The organism is Burkholderia sp. BCC1993 (assembly GCF_905339865.1).
In the GTDB taxonomy this organism is placed as follows: Bacteria; Pseudomonadota; Gammaproteobacteria; order Burkholderiales; family Burkholderiaceae; genus Burkholderia.
Map to the genome: position 1 here is coordinate 16618 of NZ_CAJPGZ010000018.1, position 22899 is coordinate 39516.

Below are 22899 nucleotides of genomic sequence, written 5' to 3' on the forward strand. Positions count from 1 at the left end.
GGATCACGAGGCGGCGCCGCGGGCGTCGCTTCTTTTTGCACCAAAATGATACGTCCCCAATAAAACGGCACCAGATCAGAGCATTGGTTTAAATGGGGTTCGATCAAGCGGTTTTTGTTGCTATTCCTTTGATTCGTCGCGTATATTCCGAATTCCGGTGGCCTGGGTGAAGCTCGCCCAACCACTGTCGGCCGTGCCGTCTCCCGTCGGGAGCGGGATCGACGGCAACAAAAAAATGGTTCAACGGCCCTCGAGGCCCCTTTACGACGGTGTCCCCATGAACGACCACCAGCAGCCGCTCGCCGCGGTGCCCGCCGCACAAGGTCTGTACGACCCGCAAAACGAACACGACGCCTGCGGCGTCGGCTTCGTCGCTCACATCAAGGGCAAGAAGAGCCACGAGATCATTCAGCAGGGTCTGAAGATCCTCGAGAACCTCGATCACCGCGGCGCGGTCGGTGCCGATCCGCTGATGGGCGACGGCGCCGGCATCCTGATCCAGATTCCGGACGCGTTCTATCGCGAGGAAATGTCGAAGCAGGGCGTGACGTTGCCGCCGGCTGGCGAATATGGGGTCGGCATGATCTTCCTGCCGAAGGAAAACGCATCGCGTCTCGCGTGCGAGCAGGAGCTCGAGCGGACGGTGCGGGCAGAAGGGCAGGTCGTGCTCGGCTGGCGCGACGTGCCGGTCGACCATGCGATGCCGATCTCGCCGACGGTCAAGGCGAGCGAGCCGCTGATCCGCCAGATCTTCATCGGCCGCGGCAAGGACATCATGGTGACGGACGCGCTCGAGCGGAAGCTGTACGTGATCCGCAAGACCGCGAGCCACCGCATCCAGGCGCTGAAGCTCAAGCACGGCAAGGAATACTTCGTGCCGTCGATGTCGGCGCGCACGATCGTCTACAAGGGACTGCTGCTGGCGGGCCAGGTCGGCGTGTACTACCGCGACCTGCAGGACGCGCGCGTCGTGTCGGCGCTCGCGCTCGTGCACCAGCGCTTCTCGACCAACACGTTCCCCGCCTGGGAACTGGCGCACCCGTACCGGATGATCGCGCACAACGGCGAGATCAACACCGTGAAGGGCAACGTGAACTGGCTGAACGCGCGTACCGGCGCGATCGCGTCGCACGTGCTCGGCGACGACCTGCCGAAGCTGTGGCCGCTGATCTACCCGGGCCAGTCGGACACCGCATCGTTCGACAACTGTCTCGAACTGCTGGTGATGGCCGGTTACCCGCTCGTGCACGCGGTGATGATGATGATCCCGGAAGCGTGGGAACAGCACACGCTGATGGACGAGAACCGCCGCGCGTTCTACGAATACCACGCCGCGATGATGGAGCCGTGGGACGGCCCCGCCGCGATCGCGTTTACCGACGGCCGCCAGATCGGCGCGACGCTCGACCGTAACGGCCTGCGCCCGGCGCGCTACATCGTGACCGACGACGACCTCGTCATCATGGCGTCGGAAGCCGGCACGCTGCAGATCCCCGAATCGAAGATCGTCAAGAAGTGGCGCCTGCAGCCGGGCAAGATGTTCCTGATCGACATGGAACACGGCCGCATCATCGACGACAAGGAACTCAAGGACAACCTCGCGAACGCGAAGCCGTACAAGAGCTGGATCGACGCCGTGCGCATCAAGCTCGACGAAATCGAGCCGAAGGCCGAGGACGTCGCGGCCGGCCGTACGCAGGGTGCCGCGCTGCTCGACCGCCAGCAGGCGTTCGGCTATACGCAGGAAGACCTGAAGTTCCTGATGGCGCCGATGGCGCAGCAGGGCGAAGAGGCCGTCGGTTCGATGGGCAACGACTCGCCGCTCGCGGTGATGTCGAACAAGAACAAGACGCTCTATCACTACTTCAAGCAGCTGTTCGCGCAGGTCACGAACCCGCCGATCGACCCGATCCGCGAGAACATGGTGATGTCGCTCGTGTCGTTCATCGGCCCGAAGCCGAACCTGCTCGACACGAACAACATCAACCCGCCGATGCGTCTCGAAGTGTCGCAGCCGGTGCTCGACTTCAAGGACATCGCGAAGATCCGCGCGATCGACCAGTACACGGGCGGCAAGTTCAGCGCGTACGAACTGAACATCTGCTACCCGGTCGCATGGGGCAAGGAAGGCATCGAGGCACGCCTCGCGTCGCTGTGCGCGGAAGCCGTCGACGCGGTCAAGTCGGGCTACAACATGCTGATCGTGTCGGACCGCAAGACGGACGCCGAGCACGTCGCGATTCCGGCGCTGCTCGCCACGTCGGCGATCCACTCGCACCTCGTCCAGCAAGGGCTGCGCACGAGCACGGGCCTCGTCGTCGAGACGGGCTCCGCACGTGAGACGCACCACTTCGCGCTGCTCGCGGGCTACGGCGCGGAAGCCGTGCACCCGTACCTCGCGATGGAAACGCTCGCGAAGATGGCCGAAGGCCTGTCGGGCGACCTGTCGCCGGAGAAGGCCGTCTACAACTTCACGAAGGCGGTCGGCAAGGGCCTGCAGAAGGTGATGTCGAAGATGGGCATCTCGACGTACATGTCGTACACGGGCGCGCAGATCTTCGAAGCGCTCGGCCTGTCGAGCGACCTCGTCGAGAAGTACTTCAAGGGCACGGCGTCGAAGGTCGGCGGCATCGGCCTGTTCGAAGTCGCGGAAGAAGCGATCCGCCTGCACCGCGATGCGTTCGGCGACAGCCCGGTCCTGCGCGACATGCTCGACGCGGGCGGCGAGTACGCATATCGTGTGCGCGGCGAAGACCACATGTGGACGCCGGACTCGATCGCGAAGCTCCAGCATGCGACGCGCAGCAACTCGTACCAGACGTACAAGGAATACGCGCACCTGATCAACGACCAGACCAAGCGTCACATGACGTTCCGCGGCCTGTTCGAGTTCAAGGTCGAGCCGACCAAGGCGATCCCGATCGAGAACGTCGAATCGGCGAAGGACATCGTCAAGCGCTTTGCGACGGGCGCGATGTCGCTCGGTTCGATCAGTACCGAAGCGCACGCGACGCTCGCGATCGCGATGAACCGGATCGGCGGCAAGTCGAACACCGGCGAAGGCGGCGAGGACGAGAAGCGTTATCGCAACGAACTGCGCGGCATTCCGATCAAGTCGGGCGAGACGCTGAAGTCGGTGATCGGCGACGAGATCGTCAGCGACATTCCGTTGAAGGACGGCGATTCGCTGCGCTCGAAGATCAAGCAGGTCGCGTCGGGCCGCTTCGGCGTCACCGCCGAGTACCTGGCGTCGGCCGACCAGATCCAGATCAAGATGGCGCAGGGCGCGAAGCCGGGCGAAGGCGGCCAGCTGCCGGGCCACAAGGTGTCCGAATACATCGGCAAGCTGCGTTACTCGGTGCCGGGCGTCGGCCTGATTTCGCCGCCGCCGCACCACGACATCTACTCGATCGAGGATCTGGCGCAGCTGATCCACGACCTGAAGAACGTGAACCCGAGCTCGAGCATCTCGGTGAAGCTGGTATCGGAAGTCGGTGTCGGCACGGTTGCGGCCGGTGTCGCGAAGGCGAAGGCCGACCACGTCGTGATCGCCGGTCATGACGGCGGCACGGGCGCGTCGCCGCTGTCGTCGGTCAAGCATGCGGGCACGCCGTGGGAACTCGGCCTCGCCGAAACGCAGCAGACGCTGGTGCTGAACCGCCTGCGCGGCCGCATCCGCGTGCAGGCCGACGGCCAGATGAAGACGGGTCGCGACGTCGTGATCGGCGCGCTGCTCGGCGCGGACGAATTCGGCTTCGCGACGGCACCGCTCGTCGTCGAAGGCTGCATCATGATGCGCAAGTGTCACCTGAACACGTGCCCGGTCGGCGTCGCGACGCAGGATCCGGTGCTGCGTGCGAAGTTCAAGGGCCAGCCCGAGCACGTCGTGAACTACTTCTTCTTCGTCGCCGAAGAAGTGCGCGAGATCATGGCGCAGCTCGGCGTCGCGAAGTTCGACGACCTGATCGGCCGTGCCGACCTGCTCGATACGCGCAAGGGCATCGAGCACTGGAAGGCGAAGGGCCTCGACTTCTCGCGCGTGTTCTATCAGCCGGAAGAGTGCGAGGACGTCGCGCCGCGTCACGTCGACGTGCAGGATCACGGCCTCGAGCGCGCGCTCGACCACGTGCTGATCGAGAAGGCGAAGGCGGCGATCGAGAACGGCGAGCATGTGTCGTTCATCCAGCCGGTACGCAACGTGAACCGCACGGTCGGCGCGATGCTGTCGGGCGTGATCGCGAAGAAGCACGGCCACGACGGCCTGGCCGACGACGCGGTGCACATCCAGCTGAAGGGCACGGCCGGCCAGAGCTTCGGCGCGTTCCTCGCGAAGGGCGTGACGCTCGACCTCGTCGGCGACGGCAACGACTACGTCGGCAAGGGCCTGTCGGGCGGCCGGATCATCATCCGACCGACCAACGACTTCCGCGGCAAGTCCGAGGAAAACATCATCTGCGGCAACACGGTGATGTACGGCGCGATCGAAGGCGAATCGTTCTTCCGCGGCGTCGCGGGCGAGCGCTTCTGCGTGCGCAACTCGGGCGCGACGGCGGTCGTCGAAGGCACGGGCGACCACGGTTGCGAATACATGACGGGCGGCACGGTCGTCGTGCTCGGCGAGACCGGGCGCAACTTCGCGGCCGGCATGTCGGGCGGTCTCGCGTACATCTACGATCCGGAAGGCACGTTCGCGGCGAAGTGCAACAAGTCGATGGTCGCGCTCGAGCCGGTGCTGCAGCAGGCCGAGCAGGAGCGCACGGTCGACCGCGCGCTCTGGCATGCGGGCACGACGGACGAAGCGCTGCTCAAGGGGCTCGTCGAGCGTCATTTCCAGTTCACGGGTTCGCCGCGCGCGAAGTCGCTGCTGGAAAACTGGGACGCGGCGCGCCGCCAGTTCGTGAAGGTGTTCCCGCACGAATACAAGCGCGCGCTGGGCGAGATCGGTGCGAAGAAGGCGGCGAAGGAAGTGCTGGCCGCCTGAGCGACGAACGACATAGCGAATGCCGCGCGCGCCTGACGGCCGCGCGCGGCTCCCCCACCCGATACACCGAACAGAAGAGCACCTTATGGGCAAGGCAACCGGTTTTCTGGAGTTCGAACGCCGCCACGAGGCGTACGAAGCACCGCTCACGCGCGTGAAGCATTACAAGGAATTCGTCGCGGCACTGACCGACGCGGACGCGAAGGTCCAGGGCGCACGCTGCATGGACTGCGGCATCCCGTTCTGCAACAACGGCTGCCCGGTCAACAACATCATTCCGGACTTCAACGATCTCGTTTACCGCCAGGACTGGCAGCAGGCGATCGAAGTCCTGCATTCGACCAACAACTTCCCCGAATTCACGGGCCGCATCTGCCCGGCGCCGTGCGAGGCGGCGTGCACGCTCGGGATCAACGAAGATCCGGTCGGCATCAAGTCGATCGAGCACGCGATCATCGACAAGGCCTGGGCAGAAGGCTGGGTGAAGCCGCTGCCGGCCGAACACAAGACCGGCAAGAAGGTTGCGGTCGTCGGGTCGGGCCCCGCGGGCCTCGCCGCCGCGCAGCAGCTCGCGCGCGCCGGTCACGACGTGACGGTGTTCGAGAAGAACGATCGCGTCGGCGGCCTGCTGCGTTACGGGATCCCCGACTTCAAGCTCGAGAAGTGGCTGATCGATCGCCGCATGCGCCAGATGGAAGCGGAAGGCGTGACGTTCCGCACCAGCGTGTTCATCGGCAAGGATCCGCTGCCCGAGTCGATCGGCAGCCTCGCGAAGGAAACCATTTCGCCGGACACGCTGAGGGAAGAATTCGACGCGGTCGTGATCGCGGGCGGTTCGGAAACGCCGCGCGACCTGCCGGTGCCGGGCCGCGAACTCGCCGGCGTGCATTTCGCGATGGACTTCCTGCCGCAGCAGAACCGCGTGAACGCGGGCGACAAGCTCGCCGACCAGCTGCTCGCGAAGGGCAAGCACGTGATCGTGATCGGCGGCGGCGATACGGGTTCGGACTGCGTCGGCACGTCGAACCGTCACGGCGCGAAGCAGGTCACGCAGTTCGAGCTGCTGCCGCAGCCGCCGGAAGAGGAAAACAAGCCGCTCGTGTGGCCGTACTGGCCGATCAAGCTGCGCACGTCGTCGTCGCACGAGGAAGGCTGCGAGCGCGACTGGGCGGTCGCGACCAAGCGTCTCGAAGGCAAGAACGGCAAGGTCGAGAAGCTGATCGCGGTGCGCGTCGAGTGGAAGGACGGCAAGATGCAGGAAGTGCCGGGTTCCGAGTTCGAGATGAAGGCTGATCTGGTGCTGCTCGCGATGGGCTTCACGCAGCCGGCAGCCACCGTGCTCGAGGCGTTCGGCGTCGCGAAGGATGCACGCGGCAACGCGCGTGCGGCGACCGAAGGCGATCGCTCGTACTACACGTCGGTCGACAAGGTGTTCGCGGCAGGCGACATGCGTCGCGGCCAGTCGCTCGTCGTCTGGGCGATCCGCGAAGGCCGCCAGTGCGCGCGCTCGGTCGACGCGTACCTGATGGGGCATTCGGAACTGCCGCGCTGAGCTGAAGCGCGCGAGCGGGTTTCGAGGAAAACCGGGCGTCCGAAAGGGCGCCCGGTTTTTTTATTGGGCCGAGCGCTGCCGGCAATCAATAAAGCAGCAATTAAATCGACAATTTATAAAAACAAAAATATCAAACGATATATTGAGGTAGAGATTGAATCGGGGTCTATCGCCGCCTATAGTGATTTTCGCCTGATTAATTCAGGTGCATGAAAAAGGTCTGGTTTTCATAATTTTTGGAGAAAATCATGGCGTATATGTCGATGTCGTTTCAGTTTACGCAAGACCCCACCCGCGCCCTCGGTGTTGCCCAGAACAACACCAACGGCAGCGTGATCGGCCCCAATGCCCCGGTGCAACTGCGCTACTTCACCGACCCGACTGTGCAGACCCTGTGGGACTATGATCCCACCCACGGTTTCATCATTCTGGATTTCAGCGAATTCAATGGCGGGGGCAAACTGGCGGTCGACTTCGCGGATGGAAAGGTCGCCGCCGAAACCCCGCTGGTCCTGCGTCCGTTCACGGGGGCGCCGTCGCAGCGGTGGAGCATTTCGATTCGCCCGGGGTATATCACATCCCTCGCCGACACCGGCCTCGTGATCGACGACCATTACGACAGCCTGCAACCCAACAACCCCGTCTGGGCATTCCCCTACAACGGGACCCACGCACAACAATGGAATCCGACGCCTGCCTTCAAGGCAGTCGCCGAAAGAGCGCCGCAATCGCTACGAGCATAAGAACGGTTCGTTGTCGCCACGGGAAGGTGGTGCCCGTGGCGGCAAGCGCCGGCCGACGCCAGCGCTCGAATGCCGTAACGACAATGTGCTGGAATCATGGGGCGACTTCGGTTCGCCGGAATTATTTCCGCTTTCTCATGCTCGTTTTTTTTCGGGAAATTCGTCATGGTTAGCGAATAAAAAGAAAAACCCTCAATGACGGGTTTCGTTTTTCATCGCGATTGTCTATTTGGCGGTCTGCTATCGCAGATGTTTCCCGGCGCCAAAGGCCGCGAATCGCCCCACGCAATATTTTCGCGCTGGATCGCCAATTGGCGCCGCGCCAACCACTCCGTGCGACGAAGCGTGTAGTTCCGCGGAGCCATACGCATCCCCGGCATGCATTTTTCGCTCGCTCTCTGCGTTGCGCGTCCCGCATCTTCCCGAAGCGTCGCCTAACCTGATCACATCGGGCGTTGATGTTCGGGGATCCCGAAACCTTTTGTAATAGTCATTGGACGCCGTCATCTCAGGTCGCCGCTCCGGCCGCGTTCGTACGGCCGCGGCATAAGACCGACCCTATTTACATGGACTCTGGATGGAAGCATTCGTGCACCGGCCGATCGACGCCGCCGCCGACGTGCTGTGGAATGACGTACCGATCGCGCTGCTGCTCGGCACCGGCGCGTGGTTCACGTTGCGGTTTCGGATGATCCGGCAGAAGGCGCTGTTCCTCGGCATGAAACGGTTCGGCAGCAAGGGCGAGCCGCGCAGCATCTCGTCGTTCCGGGCGTTCGCGACCGGCCTCGCGAGCCGCGTGCGCGCCGATGCGGTGGCCGAAGTGCGCGTGGCGGTGCGCGAGTCATGAACGGAGACCGGCTTCGTGCGTTCGTCGCGCTGATGCCCGATACGGCGTCGCGCGACGCGCTGCATGCGCTGCCGGTCACCCGCGGCGCGCGGCGCACGCTGCCCGCGCAATTGCACGTGACGCTCGCGTTCATCGGCGCGATCGAACGCGCGCGTTGCGACGCGCTGGCCGCACGCCTGCCGGCGCTCGCGGCCGCGCATGCATTGCCGTTGCAGCCGGTCGAGCGGATTGCGTGGTGGCCGAGCCTGCCGCGCGCGAGGCTGATCGTCGCGGAACTCGCGCCCGATCCCGCCTGTGCGGCGCTGAATGCCGAGTTGTCCTCGCTGCTGCGCGAACTGGGCGTGCCGGCCGACCGCCGGCCGTTCCGGCCGCACGTCACGCTCGCGCGGCTGCCGCGCGACGCGGACGGGCAGCCCGCGCACGGCGGTGCGACCGGGCGGCCGTGCGCGCTGCGTTTCGTCGCGCTGACGCTATTTGAAAGCCGGCTGTCGCACGACGGCGTGTCGCATGTGCCGATCGTGTCGGTGCCGGTCGTGCCGGCGTAGCGGGAAGGCAGGAAGGACGCGGAAGAGAAGGCCGGCGCGGCATGCGCCGGCCTTCTGTTTTGCGGTTACGCGGCGACCTTGTCGCTGTCGGTCATGCGTTCGACGTTGATCGTGCCGACGTGGAACGCGGCCAGCGACTCGCGGTGCGCGATGCTGACGATCGCGGCCTTCGGCAGCCGTTCGGCGAACAGGTGATAGAGCCGCGCTTCGTTGTCGGCGTCGAGCGCGCTCGTCGCTTCGTCGAGGAACAGGAAGTCCGGCTTGTGCAGCAGCACGCGTGCGCCGGCGAGACGCTGCTGTTCGCCCGGCGACAGCACGCGCGTCCAGTGGCCGGTCTCGCCGAGGCGCTCGACGTAGTCTTCGAGGTGGCACGCGCGCAGCGCGTCGCGGCACGCGTCGTCGGTGAATGCGTCGGGCGCGGCCGGATACGTGAGCGCTGCTTTCAGCGTGCCGATCGGCAGGTAGCTGGTTTGCGGCACGAACATCATCCGCGCGCCGACCGGCGCGTCGATCGCGCCGTCGCCGAACGGCCAGAGGCCCGCGAGCGCGCGCATGAACGTGCTCTTGCCGGAACCCGACTTGCCGATCACGAGCCAGCGCGAGCCGGGTTCGATCGTCACGTTGCCGATGTTCGCGAGCGCGTTGCCGTTGGGCAGCGCGAGCTTCAGCGCCGACGTCGACAGTTTCGCGGCATCGACGTAGTGCAGGTTGATGCCGCCGTGCTCGGTCGCGGGCGACAGGCTTTCCTTCAGGTGCGACGTGCCCATCACGCGCTTGAATTCACGCAGACGGTTGACGGTGGCGCGCCATTCGACGAGGGTCGAGTAACTGTTGATGAACCACGAGAACGAATCGCTGACGGTGCCGAACGCGGACGAGATCTGCATCAGCACGCCGAACGAGAACGCGCCGGCGAAATAGCGCGGCGCCGCGACGACGAGCGGGAAGATGATCGCGATCTGCCCGTAGAAGCTCAGCACGAACGTGAGGCGCTTCGTGTACTTCATCACGCGCCACCAGTTGTCGCGAATGCGCGTGAACAGGCTCTGCGCGTTGGCGGTCTCGGTTTTCTCGCCGTCGTAGAACGCGATCTGCTCGGCGTTCTCGCGCACGCGGATCAGCCCGAAGCGGAAGTCGGCCTCGACGCGCTGCTGCTGGTAGTTGATCGACACGAGCGGGTGACCGACCTTCTGGATGATCAGCGAGCCGACCACCGCGTACAGCGCGGCCGCCCACACCATGTAGCCGGGGATCGTGATCGGCGTCGCGCCGAGCGAGAGCGTCAGCGCGCCGGCGAGCGACCACAGGATCGTGATGAACGACACGAGCGTGACGACCGTCGACAGCAGGTCGAGCGACAGCGCGAGCGTCGTCGTCGCGAACGACTGGAGGTCGTCGGTGATCCGCTGGTCGGGGTTGTCGGCGAGACGGTCGCGTTCGATCCGGTAGAACGCGCGATCGCCGAGCCACTGGCCGAGAAACCGGTCGGTGAGCCACTGGCGCCAGCGGAACCCGAGCATCTGGCGCAGGTAGCGGCCGTACACCGCGAGGATGATGAAGCCGAACGCGAGCGCGGAGAACTGCATCAGCAGGTTCGGGAAGTCGTGGACGTCCTTTGACTGCAGCGCGTTGTAGAACTGCGCGTTCCACTTGTTCAGCTTGACGTTGATCCAGACCACGCAGAGGTTGATCGCGATGATCGTGACCAGCAGCCCCCACGCGACTTTCCATTCGGACGACACCCAGTAGGGCTTGATGAGGCTCCATGCGGATACCGGGCGCTCGTCCTGCGGCGCGTCGGAGGCGGAGCGGACGGGATCGATCGATTGGGTCATGTGCTTCCTGATGAGTAGCCGGCGCGCGGGCCGGGCGGAGCCGGGCGCGCGCCGCGATACGGCATGCCGGGACGAGGTGCCGACTGACGGCGGGCGTCCGGATGGTGGCCCGCGCGTCTTAAACGGCACTTAAGGCCGGCGGTGACGCGGCAACCGGCCGCTCGCGCGGCCGGCCTGCGGGCATTGTGCCAGAGCGGCGCGGCGCGACGGCGAATTTGCCGCAAGGGGACAGTTTGCGGCGCTTTCCGCTTTTATGGTCTAATGGCCGACGACGAAACAGGGGTGCTTCGAGCGCGGCCGACGGACAGTTCCGGGCAACGCGGCGAGGCTGAGAAAGACCCTTCGCACCCGATCCGGGTAATACCGGCGAGGGAAGTTTCTGATCCCGCCGGGCCGCGCTGGCCGCCATCCCACATGGTCAGCGCCCGAGTCCCGCCCGGCCGGCCTTTGCTGCCGGTTTCGTCCTTTTGGGTACGCGCGTCGCGCGTTACGGAAGGAATGATGACCGCTCAATCTTCAGTCTTTTGCGCTGTTCCCGATCCGCTGTCGCGTGCGTCTGCACGGGGCGGTGTGCGCGCGTCGACGTCCGTCGCATGCGCCCGCCTGGTTCGCGGGGAGGGTGCGCGATGAACCTCCACGCTTCCCGGCCGGATTTCGCGGTACTCGGCGGCGGCCTCGTCGGCCGCCTGATCGCGTGGCGGCTCGCCGGCGACGGGCATCGCGTCGCGCTGTACGAACGCGGCGGCCCGGACGGCGAGCAGTCGGCCGCGTGGGTCGCGGCCGCGATGCTCGCGCCGCTCGCCGAGGCGGCGAGTGCCGAGCTGCTGATCACCGAGCTCGGCGCCGCATCGCTCGCGCGCTGGCCGCAATGGCTCGCGGAACTGCCCGAACCGGTGTTCTTCCAGCAGCACGGCACGCTCGTCGTCTGGCATCACGCGGATCGTGCCGAGGCGCCGTTGTTCGAGCGGCGCGTGCGCGCGAACGCGCCGGCCGAGCTGTTCGACGGCGGCTTCGTCGCGCTGGCCGGTGCGCAGGTCGACGCGGCCGAGCCCGCGCTCGCGGGGCGCTTCGCGCGCGGCCTGATGCTGCCGCGCGAAGGGCAGCTCGACAACCGGCAGGCGCTGCGCGCGCTCGCGGCGGGCCTCGCGCAACGCGGCGTCGAGCTGCACTGGCACGCGACGATCGACGACGCGAACCGGCCCGACGCGCATTTCACGATCGATTGCCGCGGGCTCGGCGCGAAATCCGCGCTGCCCGCGCTGCGCGGCATCCGCGGCGAGGTCGCGCGCGTGCATGCGCCCGGCATCGGGCTCACGCGGCCCGTGCGGCTGCTGCATCCGCGCTATCCGCTGTACATCGCGCCGAAACAGGACGACCTGTACGTGATCGGCGCGACCGAGGTGGAGGGCGAGGACATGTCGCCCGTCAGCGTGCGCTCGGCGCTCGAACTGCTGAGCGCGGCGTTCTCCGTGCACCCGGCATTCGGCGAGGCGCGCATCCTCGAACTCAACGCGCAGTGCCGCCCGACGCTGCCCGACCATCGCCCGGCGGTGATCTGGGACGGCGCGACGACGCTCGCCGTCAACGGCCTGTACCGGCACGGCTTCATGATCGCGCCGGAAGTCGCGCATGCGGCGGTCGCGTTCGCGCAAGCCGCGCTCGGCGGCACGTTCGCCGATGCCGACGCGTTCGCCGCGTGGCGCGATGCCGCGCGCTGGCCGACGCTCCTTCATCATCGCGACGACGCGCGCCAGCCGGCCTGACGCGCGCCACCGACCGAATTCGACCAAGCCTCATGGATATCCAGATCAACCAACAGACGCTGACGCTGCCCGACGGCGCGACGGTGGCCGACGCGCTCGCCGCGTACGGCGCGCGTCCGCCGTACGCGGTCGCGCTGAACGGCAATTTCGTCGCACGCACGCAGCATGCGGCGCGCGCGCTCGCGACGGGCGACAAGCTCGACGTGGTGCACCCCGTCGCGGGCGGCTGAGCGCCGCCGGTTCGCCCCCGCTCTTCCAGGAAAACGACATGACGTCCCTCACTTCCGCCGCCGCGCTGACGCTGTACGGCGAAACCTTCGCAAGCCGCGTGCTGCTCGGCACGTCGCGCTATCCGTCGCTGCAGTCGCTGTCCGACTCGATCGCCGCGTCGCGCCCCGGGATGGTGACGGTCGCGCTGCGCCGTCAGATGACCGGCGGCACGGCCGAGGCCGGTTTCTTCGACCTGCTCAAGCGTCACGCGGTGCCGCTGCTGCCGAACACGGCCGGCTGCCAGACCGTCGCCGAGGCGGTAACGACCGCGCATATGGCGCGCGAGGTGTTCGACACCGACTGGATCAAGCTCGAGCTGATCGGCGACGACTACACGTTGCAGCCCGACCCGGTCGGGCTGATCGAGGCGGCCGCGCAACTGGTCAAGGACGGCTTCAAGGTGCTGCCTTACTGCACCGAGGATCTCGTGATCGGCCGGCGCCTGCTCGACGTCGGTTGCGAGGCGCTGATGCCGTGGGGCGCGCCGATCGGCACCGGCAAGGGCGTCGTGAACCCGTACGGGCTGCGCGTGCTGCGCGAGCGGTTGCCGGACGTGCCGCTGATTGTCGACGCCGGGCTGGGCGTGCCGTCGCATGCGTGCCAGGTGATGGAGTGGGGCTTCGACGGCGTGCTGCTGAACACGGCCGTGTCGCAGGCCACGCACCCGGAGATCATGGCGCGCGCGTTCGCGCAGGGCGTCGAGGCCGGCCGTGCGGCCTACCTCGCCGGGCCGATGGATGCGCGCGAGACCGCGCATGCGAGCACGCCGGTCGTCGGGATGCCGTTCTGGCACCAGGACGGGGGCGGCGCATGAGCGCGCGCTTCGCCGATGCCTTCTGGCCGCCGGCCGACGAGCTGGCCGAAGCGGCCGAGCGGATTCGCGCCCGCCTGGGCGACTGGCCGGCCGGCACGAAGCCGTGGCGGCTCTGCGTCGTGGCGCCCGACGTGCCGGCCGACGGCGACGTGCTGATCGTGTCGGCCGGCGACCGTGCCGCGCAGGCGCGCGCGTCGGCCGCATCGCGCCCCGCATCGCCGGATGCGGTCGCGATCGAGTTCGACGAACGCGGCGCCGTGCTGCATGCCGCAGGCGTGCGCCACGCGCTGGAAGCCGCGCATCCGCTCGCCGACGACTGGATCGCGGCGCTCGCCGCGTTCCTCGACTGCGGTTTCGCACCGATCGACGCGCTGGTGCTCGCGCTGACGTGGCGCGACGGCGACGAAACGCGCGATGCCGATGCATGGCCGGTCGACGCCGCACGGTTTCCGCGTGTCGTCGGCCTGGCCGCCGCGTCGGAGCCGGCATTCCCGCCGTGCCCCGCGCAATTGGGCCTGTATCCGGTCGTCCCGGATGCCGAATGGGTCGAGCGCGTGCTGGATTGCGGCGCGCGGACCGTGCAGCTGCGCGTGAAAGGCGCGGAGCCGGACGCATTGCGGCGGGAAATCGCGCGCGCGGTCGCGGCAGGGCGCCGCTATCCCGATGCGCGCGTGTTCATCAACGATCACTGGCAGATCGCAGTAGAAGAGGGTGCGTACGGCGTACATCTGGGTCAGGAAGACCTGGAAACGGCCGATCTGGCCGCGATCGCGCGCGCCGGCCTGCGGCTCGGGCTGTCGAGCCATGGTTATTACGAGATGTTGCGGGCCTTGCACGAGCGCCCTAGCTATCTGGCGCTCGGTCCCGTGTACGCGACCGCGACCAAGGCGGTCGCGGCACCGCCGCAGGGCCTGGCGCGGATTGCCCGCTATGCGCGCTTCGCGGGGGCGCGGGCGCCGCTCGTCGCGATCGGCGGCGTGGGGCTCGACGCGTTGCCGGACGTGCTGGCGACGGGCGTCGGCAGCGTCGCGGTCGTCAGTGCGGTAACGGGCGCGATCGATTATCGGGCAGCGATTGTTGCATTGCAGCAATGCTTTGCCCGACAATTTGACAATCATTGACCGCAGGGCCCGGAACGGCGTCACGACATCATTCCAAGGCAGGCCCTATAATTCGGCGTTCTGCGTAAAAGGACTGTCAGCTCCGTGAGCCCCACTCCTACCGAGACCCTGCTGGAACTTCGCGACGTCGACTTTGGCTACGGCGACCGCCTCGTCCTGTCGAACCTGAACATGCGCTTCGGGCGCGGCCAGGTCGTCGCCGTCATGGGCGGGTCGGGTTGCGGCAAGACGACCGTGCTGCGCCTGATCGGCGGGCTGGTGCGCGCACGCCGCGGCCAGGTGCTGTTCGACGGCGCCGACGTCGGCGCGCAGACGCGCGACGGCCTGTACGCGCTGCGCCGCAAGATGGGCATGCTGTTCCAGTTCGGCGCGCTGTTCACCGACATGTCCGTGTTCGAGAACGTCGCGTTCGCGCTGCGCGAACACACCGACCTGCCCGACGACCTGATCCGCGATCTGGTGCTGATGAAGCTCAACGCGGTCGGCCTGCGCGGCGCGCGCGACCTGATGCCGTCCGAGGTGTCGGGCGGGATGGCGCGCCGCATCGCGCTCGCGCGTGCGATCGCGCTCGACCCGCAGCTCATCATGTACGACGAACCGTTCGCGGGCCTCGATCCGATCTCGCTCGGTATCACCGCGAACCTGATCCGCACGCTGAACGAGGCGCTCGGCGCGACGTCGATCCTCGTCACGCACGACGTGCCGGAATCGTTCGCGATCGCCGACTACGTGTATTTTCTGGCCAATGGCGGCGTGCTCGCGCAGGGTACGCCCGACGAGCTGCGCGCGTCGACCGACCCGAGCGTGCGCCAGTTCATCGACGGCGCACCGGACGGCCCGTTCAAATTTCATTACACGAGCCCGCCGCTGGCAGCGGATTTCGGGCTCGGCGGAGGGCGCGCATGATCAGCGCGATCGGACGTTACGTCATCGGCGGCCTCGAGCGCGCGGGCTACGGCACGCGGCTGTTCGTGCGCCTCGTGCTGGAATTCTTCCCGCTATTGCGCCGGCCGCGGCTGGTCACAAAGCAGATCCACTTCCTCGGCAACTATTCGTTCGTGATCATTGCCGTGTCGGGCCTGTTCGTCGGCTTCGTGCTCGGCCTGCAGGGTTATTACACGCTGAATCGCTACGGGTCCGAGCAGGCGCTCGGCCTGCTGGTCGCGCTGTCGCTGGTGCGCGAACTCGGCCCGGTCGTGACCGCGCTGCTGTTCGCGGGCCGCGCGGGCACGTCGCTGACGGCCGAGATCGGCCTGATGAAGGCCGGCGAGCAGCTCACCGCGCTCGAGATGATGGCCGTCGACCCGGTCAAGACGGTGATCGCGCCGCGCCTGTGGGCCGGGATCATCGCGATGCCGCTGCTCGCCGCGATCTTCAACGCGGTCGGCGTGCTCGGCGGTTATTTCGTCGGGGTTGTGCTGATCGGCGTCGATCCGGGCGCGTTCTGGTCGCAGATGCAGGGCGGGGTCCAGGTATGGGCCGACGTCGGCAACGGCGTGATCAAGAGCATCGTGTTCGGGTTCGCCGTGACCTTCATTGCACTGTTTCAAGGGTATGAAGCGAAGCCCACGCCCGAGGGCGTGTCGCGCGCGACGACCAAGACGGTCGTGTTCGCGTCGCTCGCCGTACTCGGCCTCGATTTCCTGCTGACCGCGCTGATGTTCAGCTAAGCCTCAGCCAAGCCAAATTTTGGGATGACGATGAAAAAGACTGCTCTCGACTTCTGGGTCGGCCTGTTCGTGGTGGTGGGCTTCCTTGCGGTGCTGTTCCTGGCGCTCAAGGTCGGCAACATGAGCTCGCTGTCGTTTCAGCCGACCTACTCGGTGCGGATGAAATTCGACAACATCGGCGGGCTGAAGCCGCGCGCGGCCGTGAAGAGCGCGGGTGTCGTGGTCGGCCGCGTGAAGGCGATCGGCTTCGATCCCAACACCTACCAGGCGCTGGTGACGATCGATATCGACGGCCAGTATCCGTTTCCGAAGGATTCGTCCGCGAAGATCCTGACGTCGGGCCTGCTCGGCGAGCAATACATCGGCCTCGATCCGGGCGGCGACACCGAAATGCTGAAGGCGGGCGATACGATCACGATGACGCAGTCGGCGATCGTGCTCGAGAACCTGATCGGCCAGTTCCTGTACAGCAAGGCAGCCGACGCGGGTGGCGCGAAGCCGGCAGCCGGGGCCTCGGCTGCACCGGCGGCGCCCGCACCGGTCGCGGTGCCGGCCTCCGCGGTGTCCGGTTCGGCCGCCCAATAAACCACACGAGAGAAAGACAAGAGGGTAATGACCATGCAGACGATCCGCATCAGGCACGCCGCGCTCGCCGTGGCGGCAATCGCCGCGTTGAGCGGTTGCGCGACCGTGCAGACGCCGACCAAGGGCGATCCGCTCGAAGGCTTCAACCGGTCGATGTACAAGTTCAACGACACGGTCGACACGTACGCGCTGAAACCGGTCGCGAAGGGCTACCAGTACGTGGTGCCGCAGCCGGTGCGCGACAGCGTGACGAACTTCTTCTCGAACATCGGCGACGTCTACATCGCGGCGAACAACATCGTGCAGCTGCGGATCGCGGACGGCGTCGGCGACATCATGCGCGTCGTGATCAACACGGTGTTCGGCGTCGGCGGCCTGTTCGACGTCGCGACGATCGCGAAACTGCCGAAGCACACGGCCGACTTCGGGATCACGATGGGCCGCTACGGCATGCCGTCGGGTCCGTATCTCGTGCTGCCGCTGCTCGGCCCGAGCACGCTGCGCGACACGGCCGGCCTCGGCGTCGACTACGTCGGCAACCCGCTCACCTACGTGAAGCCGGACGGCCTGAGCTGGGGTCTGTTCGGCGTGAACCTCGTCAACACGCGTGCGAACCTGCTCGGCGCGGGCGACGTGCTGGATGCCGCGGCGCTCGACAAGTATTCGTTCGTGCGCAACGCGTACCTGCAACGCCGCCAGATGCTGATCGACAACGCGCGCGGCGAGGCCTCGACGACGTCGAGCAACGATGCGCTGCCGAAGTACGACCTGCCGGACGACGGCGCGGCGCCGGCGGCAGCCGGTGCGGCCGGGACGGCGGGTGCCGCGGCAGTCGGCGGTGCGACGGCGCCGGCCGGCGCATCGGGCGCGGCCCAGGCGCCGAACCCGGCCAGCGCGACGACCGTGCCGCCGATGCAGGTGGCGCCGCCGTCGCCGGGCGGATTCCGCTTCCCGAGCATCCGGCTGCACTGACGCGCTTACATTCGTTACAGCCGGAAACGATTCAGTCGGTAGCGCGCGCGAACCTTCGCGTAAGCTACCGGCTCCAACCTTCGCATCGACTCTTCATGCAGGTCTCCATGATGAAAAAACTGTTCCTGATTCCCGTTTTCGCGGCGCTGTTCTCGTTCGGCAGCGCAGCTCACGCGCAAGTCGACCAGTCGAACCCGCAGGTGCTGATCAAGACGGCGACGCAGCAGGTGCTCGACGAGGTCAAGCAGCAGACGATCAAGCAGGGCGACACCAATCGCATCATCACGATCGTCAACAAAGACATCCTGCCGTACACCGATTTCCGCCGCACCACGCAGCTCGCGATGGGTCGCAACTGGCGCACGGCGTCGGCCGAGCAGCAGCAACAGGTTCAGGAGCAGTTCAAGCTGCTGCTGATCCGCACGTATTCGGGCGCGCTTGCGCAGCTGAAGCCGGACCAGCAGATCCAGTACCCGCCGTTCCGTGCCGATCCGGCCGACACCGACGTCGTCGTGAAGACGGTCGCGATGAACAACGGCCAGCCGGTCCAGATCGACTACCGCCTGTACAAGACGGCCAACGGCTGGAAGGTGTATGACCTGAACGTGCTGGGCGCATGGCTGATCCAGACGTACCAGCAGCAGTTCAACGAGAAGATCCAGCAAAGCGGCGTGGACGGCCTGATCAAGTTCCTGACGCAGCGCAACCAGGAACTTGCCGCCGGCAAGCAGGCGTCGTGAGCGGCTTCGCGGCCGGCTCCTCGCTGACGGTCGCGAGCGCGAAGTCCGCGCTCGCGGACGGTCTCGCGCGCATCGACGCGGGCGAAACCGCCGTCGATTGCGCGGCGCTGACGCAGTTCGACTCGTCCGCGCTCGCCGTGCTGCTCGCATGGCAACGTGCCGCCAAAGCGCGCGGCGCGACCCTCGACATCCTCAATCTCCCCTCGAAGCTCGCCAGCCTCGCGCGCGCCTACGGCGTCGACGCGCTCATCGACGGCACCGGGCGACATTGACCCTGTCCGACCGAAGCCTGCCGCGCCAGCCGGCGCGCGCACGCTTCAGGCCGCGCGCCTGCGGCGCCGGCTCCACCAGCCGGTTTGCCCTATAATCAAGCGTTTTGCGGGGCAGCCAATCGGCGTCCGGCCCCCATTTTCTTTCGCAGCAAGCACAGAATAGGCGTCGCGGCCCTTGCGCCGCGCACAGTCATGTCAGCCATAGAAATCCGTCACGTCAAGAAGCGCTACAAATCGCTTCAGGCGCTCAAGGGCGTCAGCCTGTCGGTCGAGGAGGGCGAGTTTTTCGGTCTGCTCGGCCCGAACGGCGCAGGCAAGACCACGCTCATCAGTATCCTCGCCGGGCTCGCCCGGGCCGATGAAGGCAGTATCTCGGTGCGCGGCCACGACGTCGTCAAGGACTTCCGCGGTGCGCGCCGCGCGCTCGGCGTCGTGCCGCAGGAGCTCGTGTTCGACCCGTTCTTCACCGTCCGCGAGACGCTGCGGATCCAGTCCGGCTATTTCGGGCTGCGCCGCAACGACGACTGGATCGACGAAGTGATGGCCAATCTCGACCTCACCGAGAAGGCCGACGCGAACATGCGCGCGCTGTCGGGCGGCATGAAGCGCCGCGTGCTGGTCGCGCAGGCGCTCGTGCACCGGCCGCCCGTGATCGTGCTCGACGAGCCGACGGCCGGCGTCGACGTCGAGCTGCGCCAGACGCTGTGGAAATTCATCTCGCGGCTGAACCGCGAAGGCCACACGATCGTCCTGACCACGCATTACCTCGAGGAAGCCGAGTCGCTGTGCGACCGCATTGCGATGCTGCGTCGCGGGGAAGTCGTCGCGCTCGACCGCACCGACGCGCTGCTGCGCCGCTTCGCGGGGTTGCAGCTGTACCTGCGGCTGGCAACGGGCGCGCTGCCCGCCGAGCTGCGCGGGCTGGAGACCGATCCGGCCGCACGCGCGCCGGGCGAGCATCTGCTGCGTCTGACGAGCTACGACGATGTCGAACGGATTCTCGCGCAGTGTCGCGCGGCGGGCTGCACGTTCGACGAGATCGAGGTCCGCAAGGCCGACCTCGAGGATGTGTTCGTCCAGGTGATGAACGGGGCAGAAGTCGTCGAGGGGCTGGCATGAGCGGTTTTCAAACGCTGTTCTACAAGGAACTCCTGCGTTTCTGGAAGGTGTCGTTCCAGACGGTGTGCGCGCCGATCGTGACGGCGCTGCTGTACCTGACGATCTTCGGCCATGCGCTGTCGGGCCGCGTCGAGGTGTATCCGGGCGTCGAGTACGTGAGCTTTCTCGTGCCGGGCCTCGTGATGATGAGCGTGCTGCAGAATGCGTTCGCGAACAGCTCGTCGTCGCTGATCCAGTCGAAGATCACCGGCAACCTCGTGTTCGTGCTGCTGCCGCCGCTGTCCTACCGTGACATGTTCGGTGCGTACGTGCTCGCGTCCGTCGTGCGCGGGCTCGCGGTCGGCGCGGGCGTGTTCGTCGTGACGATCTGGTTTATCCCGATGCATTTCGCGGCGCCGCTGTTCATCATCGCGTTCGCGCTGCTCGGCTCGGCGATCCTCGGCACGCTCGGGCTGGTCGCCGGGATCTGGGCCGAGAAGTTCGACCAGCTCGCCGCGTTCCAGAACTTCCTGATCATGCCGCTGACGTTCCTGTCCGGCGTGTTCTATTCGACGCACTCGCTGCCGCCCGTGTGGCGCGAGATCTCGCGTCTCAACCCGTTTTTCTACATGATCGACGGCTTCCGTTTCGGGTTCTTCGGCGCGTCCGACATCAACCCGTTCGCGAGCCTCGCGATCGTCACCGGTTTCTTCGTGCTGCTCGCGATGTTCGCGATGCGGCTGCTCGCGACCGGCTACAAACTGCGTCATTGATATCGACGGCGGCGGCCGCCATGGGCGGCGCGCGCCGACAGGAGCCCCTCATGTTGCCGACTCCCGAACAGGTCAAGCAATACATCGCCGGCGGTCTCGCCTGCACTCATCTGGAAGTCGAAGGCGACGGCCAGCATTTCTTCGCGACGATCGTGTCGGCGGCCTTCGAAGGCAAGCGGCCGATCCAGCGGCACCAGCTCGTCTATGCGGCGCTCGGCGATCGCATGAAGCAGGAAATCCACGCGCTCAGCATGAAGACGCTGACGCCCGCCGAATGGCAGAACGCATAAACCGGAACCACTGAGTGCAAGTCACCGTCAACGAGCGCGACGCCGTCCAGAGCGTCGCCACGGCACACCCGGCCGCCAACGGGGAATCGCAGGGACATGGGATGGACAAGCTGGTGATCGAAGGCGGTCGCCGGTTGTCGGGCGAGATCGTCGTGTCGGGCGCGAAGAACGCCGCGCTGCCGATCCTGTGCGCGGGGCTGCTCAGCGCCGAGCCGGTCGAACTCGACAACGTGCCGAACCTGAAGGACGTGCGCACCACGCTGAAGGTGCTGAACCAGATGGGCGTGAAGAGCGCAACGGACGGCTGCCGCGTGCAGCTCGACGCATCGCGCGTCGACAACCTCGTCGCGCCGTACGAGCTCGTCAAGACGATGCGCGCGTCGATCCTCGTGCTCGGCCCGCTGCTCGCGCGCTTCGGCGAGGCCAAGGTGTCGCTGCCGGGCGGCTGCGCGATCGGCGCGCGGCCGGTCGACCAGCACATCAAGGGCCTGCAGGCGATGGGCGCTGAGATCAGCATCGAGCACGGCTTCATCGAGGCACGCGCGAAGCGCCTGAAGGGCGCGCGCATCGTGACCGACATGATCACGGTGACGGGGACGGAAAACCTGCTGATGGCCGCGACGCTGGCCGACGGCGAGACGGTGATCGAGAACGCGGCGCGCGAGCCGGAAGTGAGCGATCTCGCACACTTGCTGGTCGCGATGGGCGCGAAAATCGACGGCATCGGCACCGACCGCCTCGTGATCCAGGGCGTCGAGCGGCTGCATGGCGCACGCCATTCGGTGATTCCCGACCGCATCGAGGCCGGCACGTTCCTGTGCGCGGTCGCGGCGGCGGGCGGCGACGTGATGCTGACGGGCGTGCGCCCGCACATCCTCGACGCGGTGATCGACAAGCTGCGCGAGGCCGGCGTGTCGATCGAGGAAGGCGACAGCTGGCTGCGCGTGAAGATGGACCGCCGCCCGCAGGCGGTGACGATCCGCACGTCGGAATACCCGGCGTTCCCGACCGACATGCAGGCACAGTTCATGGCGCTCAATTCGGTCGCGACGGGCACCGCGCAGGTCGTCGAGACCATCTTCGAGAACCGCTTCATGCATGTGCAGGAGCTGAACCGGCTCGGCGCGAACATCACGATCGACGGCAACACGGCGCTCGTGACGGGCGTCGACAAGCTGTCCGGCGCGAACGTGATGGCGACCGACCTGCGCGCGTCGGCGAGCCTCGTGATCGCCGGGCTGCGCGCCGAAGGCGAAACGCTCGTCGACCGCATCTATCATCTGGACCGCGGCTACGACCGCATGGAAACCAAACTGACCGCCGTCGGCGCGAACGTGCGCCGCCTCTCCGGGAGCCAAGCATGACCGCGCCGCTGACCCTCGCCCTGTCGAAGGGCCGGATTTTCGAGGAAACCCTGCCGCTGCTGGCGGCCGCCGGCGTGCAGGTGGCCGAGGATCCGGAAACGTCGCGCAAGCTGATCCTGCCGACGACCGACCCGAACCTGCGCGTGATCATCGTGCGCGCGAGCGACGTGCCGACCTATGTCGAATACGGCGCGGCCGACTTCGGCGTGGCCGGCAAGGACGTGCTGGTCGAGCACGGCGGCTCGGGCCTCTACCAGCCGATCGATCTGAACATTGCACGCTGCCGGATGTCGGTGGCCGTGCCGGCCGGTTTCGACTACGCGAACGCGGTGCGCCAGGGCGCGCGCCTGCGGGTCGCGACCAAATATGTCGAAACGGCACGCGAACACTTCGCCGCGAAGGGCGTGCACGTCGACCTGATCAAGCTGTACGGCTCGATGGAGCTGGCGCCGCTGGTCGGGCTGGCCGACGCGATCGTCGACCTCGTCAGCTCGGGCGGCACGCTGAAGGCGAACAATCTGGTCGAGGTCGAGGAGATCATGGCGATCTCGTCGCGCCTCGTCGTGAACCAGGCTGCGCTGAAGTTGAAGCGCGCGGCGCTCAAGCCGATTCTCGACGCGTTCGAACGCGCGTCGCAGAATGGCAATTGAGCGCATCACCGTAA

The 22899-nt window shown here is 66.7% G+C and carries 20 protein-coding genes, 1 pseudogene and 1 riboswitch; of the genes and pseudogenes, 20 read left to right on the top strand and 1 reads right to left on the bottom strand.

The features are described from left to right. The first annotated feature begins 277 nt into the window (after positions 1 to 277). From U4Y91_RS27660 to thpR, 5 genes and pseudogenes are all read left to right on the top strand, one after another. Positions 278 to 4981: a glutamate synthase-related protein gene (locus U4Y91_RS27660; RefSeq protein WP_321807763.1), complete on the top strand. Its 4704-nt coding sequence runs from the start codon at positions 278 to 280 to the stop codon at positions 4979 to 4981. An 85-nt stretch (positions 4982 to 5066) separates the two neighbouring features. After that, on the top strand, positions 5067 to 6533 hold the full coding sequence (locus U4Y91_RS27665; protein ID WP_321807764.1) for a glutamate synthase subunit beta: 1467 nt from the start codon (positions 5067 to 5069) through the stop codon (positions 6531 to 6533). 248 nt (positions 6534 to 6781) lie between these two features. Further along, positions 6782 to 7276 (top strand): hypothetical protein, encoded by a 495-nt coding sequence (locus U4Y91_RS27670; RefSeq protein ID WP_321807765.1) that lies wholly within the window; start codon positions 6782 to 6784, stop codon positions 7274 to 7276. Between the two features lie 577 nt (positions 7277 to 7853). Continuing rightward, a pseudogene (locus U4Y91_RS27675) lies at positions 7854 to 8111 on the top strand (sodium:alanine symporter family protein); the annotation flags it as partial. Between the two features lie 8 nt (positions 8112 to 8119). Then, positions 8120 to 8668 carry an RNA 2',3'-cyclic phosphodiesterase gene (gene thpR / locus U4Y91_RS27680; RefSeq protein WP_321807766.1) on the top strand — a complete coding sequence of 183 codons (549 nt, stop codon included), beginning with the start codon at positions 8120 to 8122 and terminating at the stop codon, positions 8666 to 8668. 65 nt (positions 8669 to 8733) lie between these two features. On the opposite strand, the gene U4Y91_RS27685 is transcribed toward thpR, so the two are convergent. Further along, a complete protein-coding gene (locus U4Y91_RS27685) occupies positions 8734 to 10503 on the bottom strand; it encodes an ABC transporter ATP-binding protein/permease (RefSeq protein ID WP_321807767.1) in 1770 nt (589 codons plus the stop codon). 268 nt (positions 10504 to 10771) lie between these two features. Next, positions 10772 to 10895: riboswitch (TPP riboswitch) on the top strand. 234 nt (positions 10896 to 11129) lie between these two features. Here U4Y91_RS27685 and U4Y91_RS27690 point away from each other — a divergent pair. From U4Y91_RS27690 to hisG, 15 genes are all read left to right on the top strand, one after another. After that, positions 11130 to 12266 (top strand): FAD-dependent oxidoreductase, encoded by a 1137-nt coding sequence (locus tag U4Y91_RS27690; RefSeq protein WP_044845969.1) that lies wholly within the window; start codon positions 11130 to 11132, stop codon positions 12264 to 12266. A 32-nt stretch (positions 12267 to 12298) separates the two neighbouring features. After that, complete coding sequence (gene thiS / locus U4Y91_RS27695) at positions 12299 to 12496, top strand: sulfur carrier protein ThiS (RefSeq protein WP_014898319.1); 198 nt, start codon at positions 12299 to 12301, stop codon at positions 12494 to 12496. Between the two features lie 38 nt (positions 12497 to 12534). Next, positions 12535 to 13350: a thiazole synthase gene (locus tag U4Y91_RS27700; protein ID WP_321807768.1), complete on the top strand. Its 816-nt coding sequence runs from the start codon at positions 12535 to 12537 to the stop codon at positions 13348 to 13350. Further along, a complete protein-coding gene (thiE, locus tag U4Y91_RS27705; RefSeq protein WP_321807769.1) occupies positions 13347 to 14471 on the top strand; it encodes a thiamine phosphate synthase in 1125 nt (374 codons plus the stop codon). The genes U4Y91_RS27700 and thiE overlap by 4 nt, the downstream gene beginning before the upstream one ends. Before the next feature lie 84 nt (positions 14472 to 14555). Further along, the gene (locus tag U4Y91_RS27710; RefSeq protein WP_044845966.1) at positions 14556 to 15377 is read left to right on the top strand and encodes an ABC transporter ATP-binding protein; all 822 of its coding nucleotides are present in this window, start codon (positions 14556 to 14558) and stop codon (positions 15375 to 15377) included. Next, positions 15374 to 16141: a lipid asymmetry maintenance ABC transporter permease subunit MlaE gene (gene mlaE, locus U4Y91_RS27715; RefSeq protein WP_006762098.1), complete on the top strand. Its 768-nt coding sequence runs from the start codon at positions 15374 to 15376 to the stop codon at positions 16139 to 16141. Before U4Y91_RS27710 ends, mlaE begins: the two co-directional genes overlap by 4 nt. Positions 16142 to 16165: 24 nt before the next feature. Next, positions 16166 to 16726: an outer membrane lipid asymmetry maintenance protein MlaD gene (gene mlaD, locus U4Y91_RS27720; RefSeq protein WP_321807770.1), complete on the top strand. Its 561-nt coding sequence runs from the start codon at positions 16166 to 16168 to the stop codon at positions 16724 to 16726. 33 nt (positions 16727 to 16759) lie between these two features. After that, complete coding sequence (locus tag U4Y91_RS27725; RefSeq protein ID WP_321807868.1) at positions 16760 to 17698, top strand: VacJ family lipoprotein; 939 nt, start codon at positions 16760 to 16762, stop codon at positions 17696 to 17698. 110 nt (positions 17699 to 17808) lie between these two features. Continuing rightward, positions 17809 to 18438: an ABC transporter substrate-binding protein gene (locus U4Y91_RS27730; protein WP_321807869.1), complete on the top strand. Its 630-nt coding sequence runs from the start codon at positions 17809 to 17811 to the stop codon at positions 18436 to 18438. Beyond that, on the top strand, positions 18435 to 18710 hold the full coding sequence (locus U4Y91_RS27735) for a lipid asymmetry maintenance protein MlaB (protein WP_044845962.1): 276 nt from the start codon (positions 18435 to 18437) through the stop codon (positions 18708 to 18710). The genes U4Y91_RS27730 and U4Y91_RS27735 overlap by 4 nt, the downstream gene beginning before the upstream one ends. Positions 18711 to 18902: 192 nt before the next feature. Further along, positions 18903 to 19829, top strand: a complete 927-nt coding sequence (locus tag U4Y91_RS27740) for an ABC transporter ATP-binding protein (RefSeq protein WP_321807771.1) — start codon at positions 18903 to 18905, stop codon at positions 19827 to 19829. Then, the gene (locus U4Y91_RS27745; protein ID WP_321807772.1) at positions 19826 to 20581 is read left to right on the top strand and encodes an ABC transporter permease; all 756 of its coding nucleotides are present in this window, start codon (positions 19826 to 19828) and stop codon (positions 20579 to 20581) included. The genes U4Y91_RS27740 and U4Y91_RS27745 overlap by 4 nt, the downstream gene beginning before the upstream one ends. A 50-nt stretch (positions 20582 to 20631) precedes the next feature. Continuing rightward, entirely contained in the window at positions 20632 to 20871 is a 240-nt protein-coding gene (locus tag U4Y91_RS27750) for a BolA family protein (protein ID WP_006477131.1), read from the top strand. 14 nt (positions 20872 to 20885) lie between these two features. Beyond that, entirely contained in the window at positions 20886 to 22235 is a 1350-nt protein-coding gene (murA, locus tag U4Y91_RS27755) for a UDP-N-acetylglucosamine 1-carboxyvinyltransferase (protein ID WP_044845959.1), read from the top strand. After that, on the top strand, positions 22232 to 22885 hold the full coding sequence (hisG, locus tag U4Y91_RS27760) for an ATP phosphoribosyltransferase (protein WP_006751807.1): 654 nt from the start codon (positions 22232 to 22234) through the stop codon (positions 22883 to 22885). The genes murA and hisG overlap by 4 nt, the downstream gene beginning before the upstream one ends. Positions 22886 to 22899 lie beyond the last annotated feature (14 nt).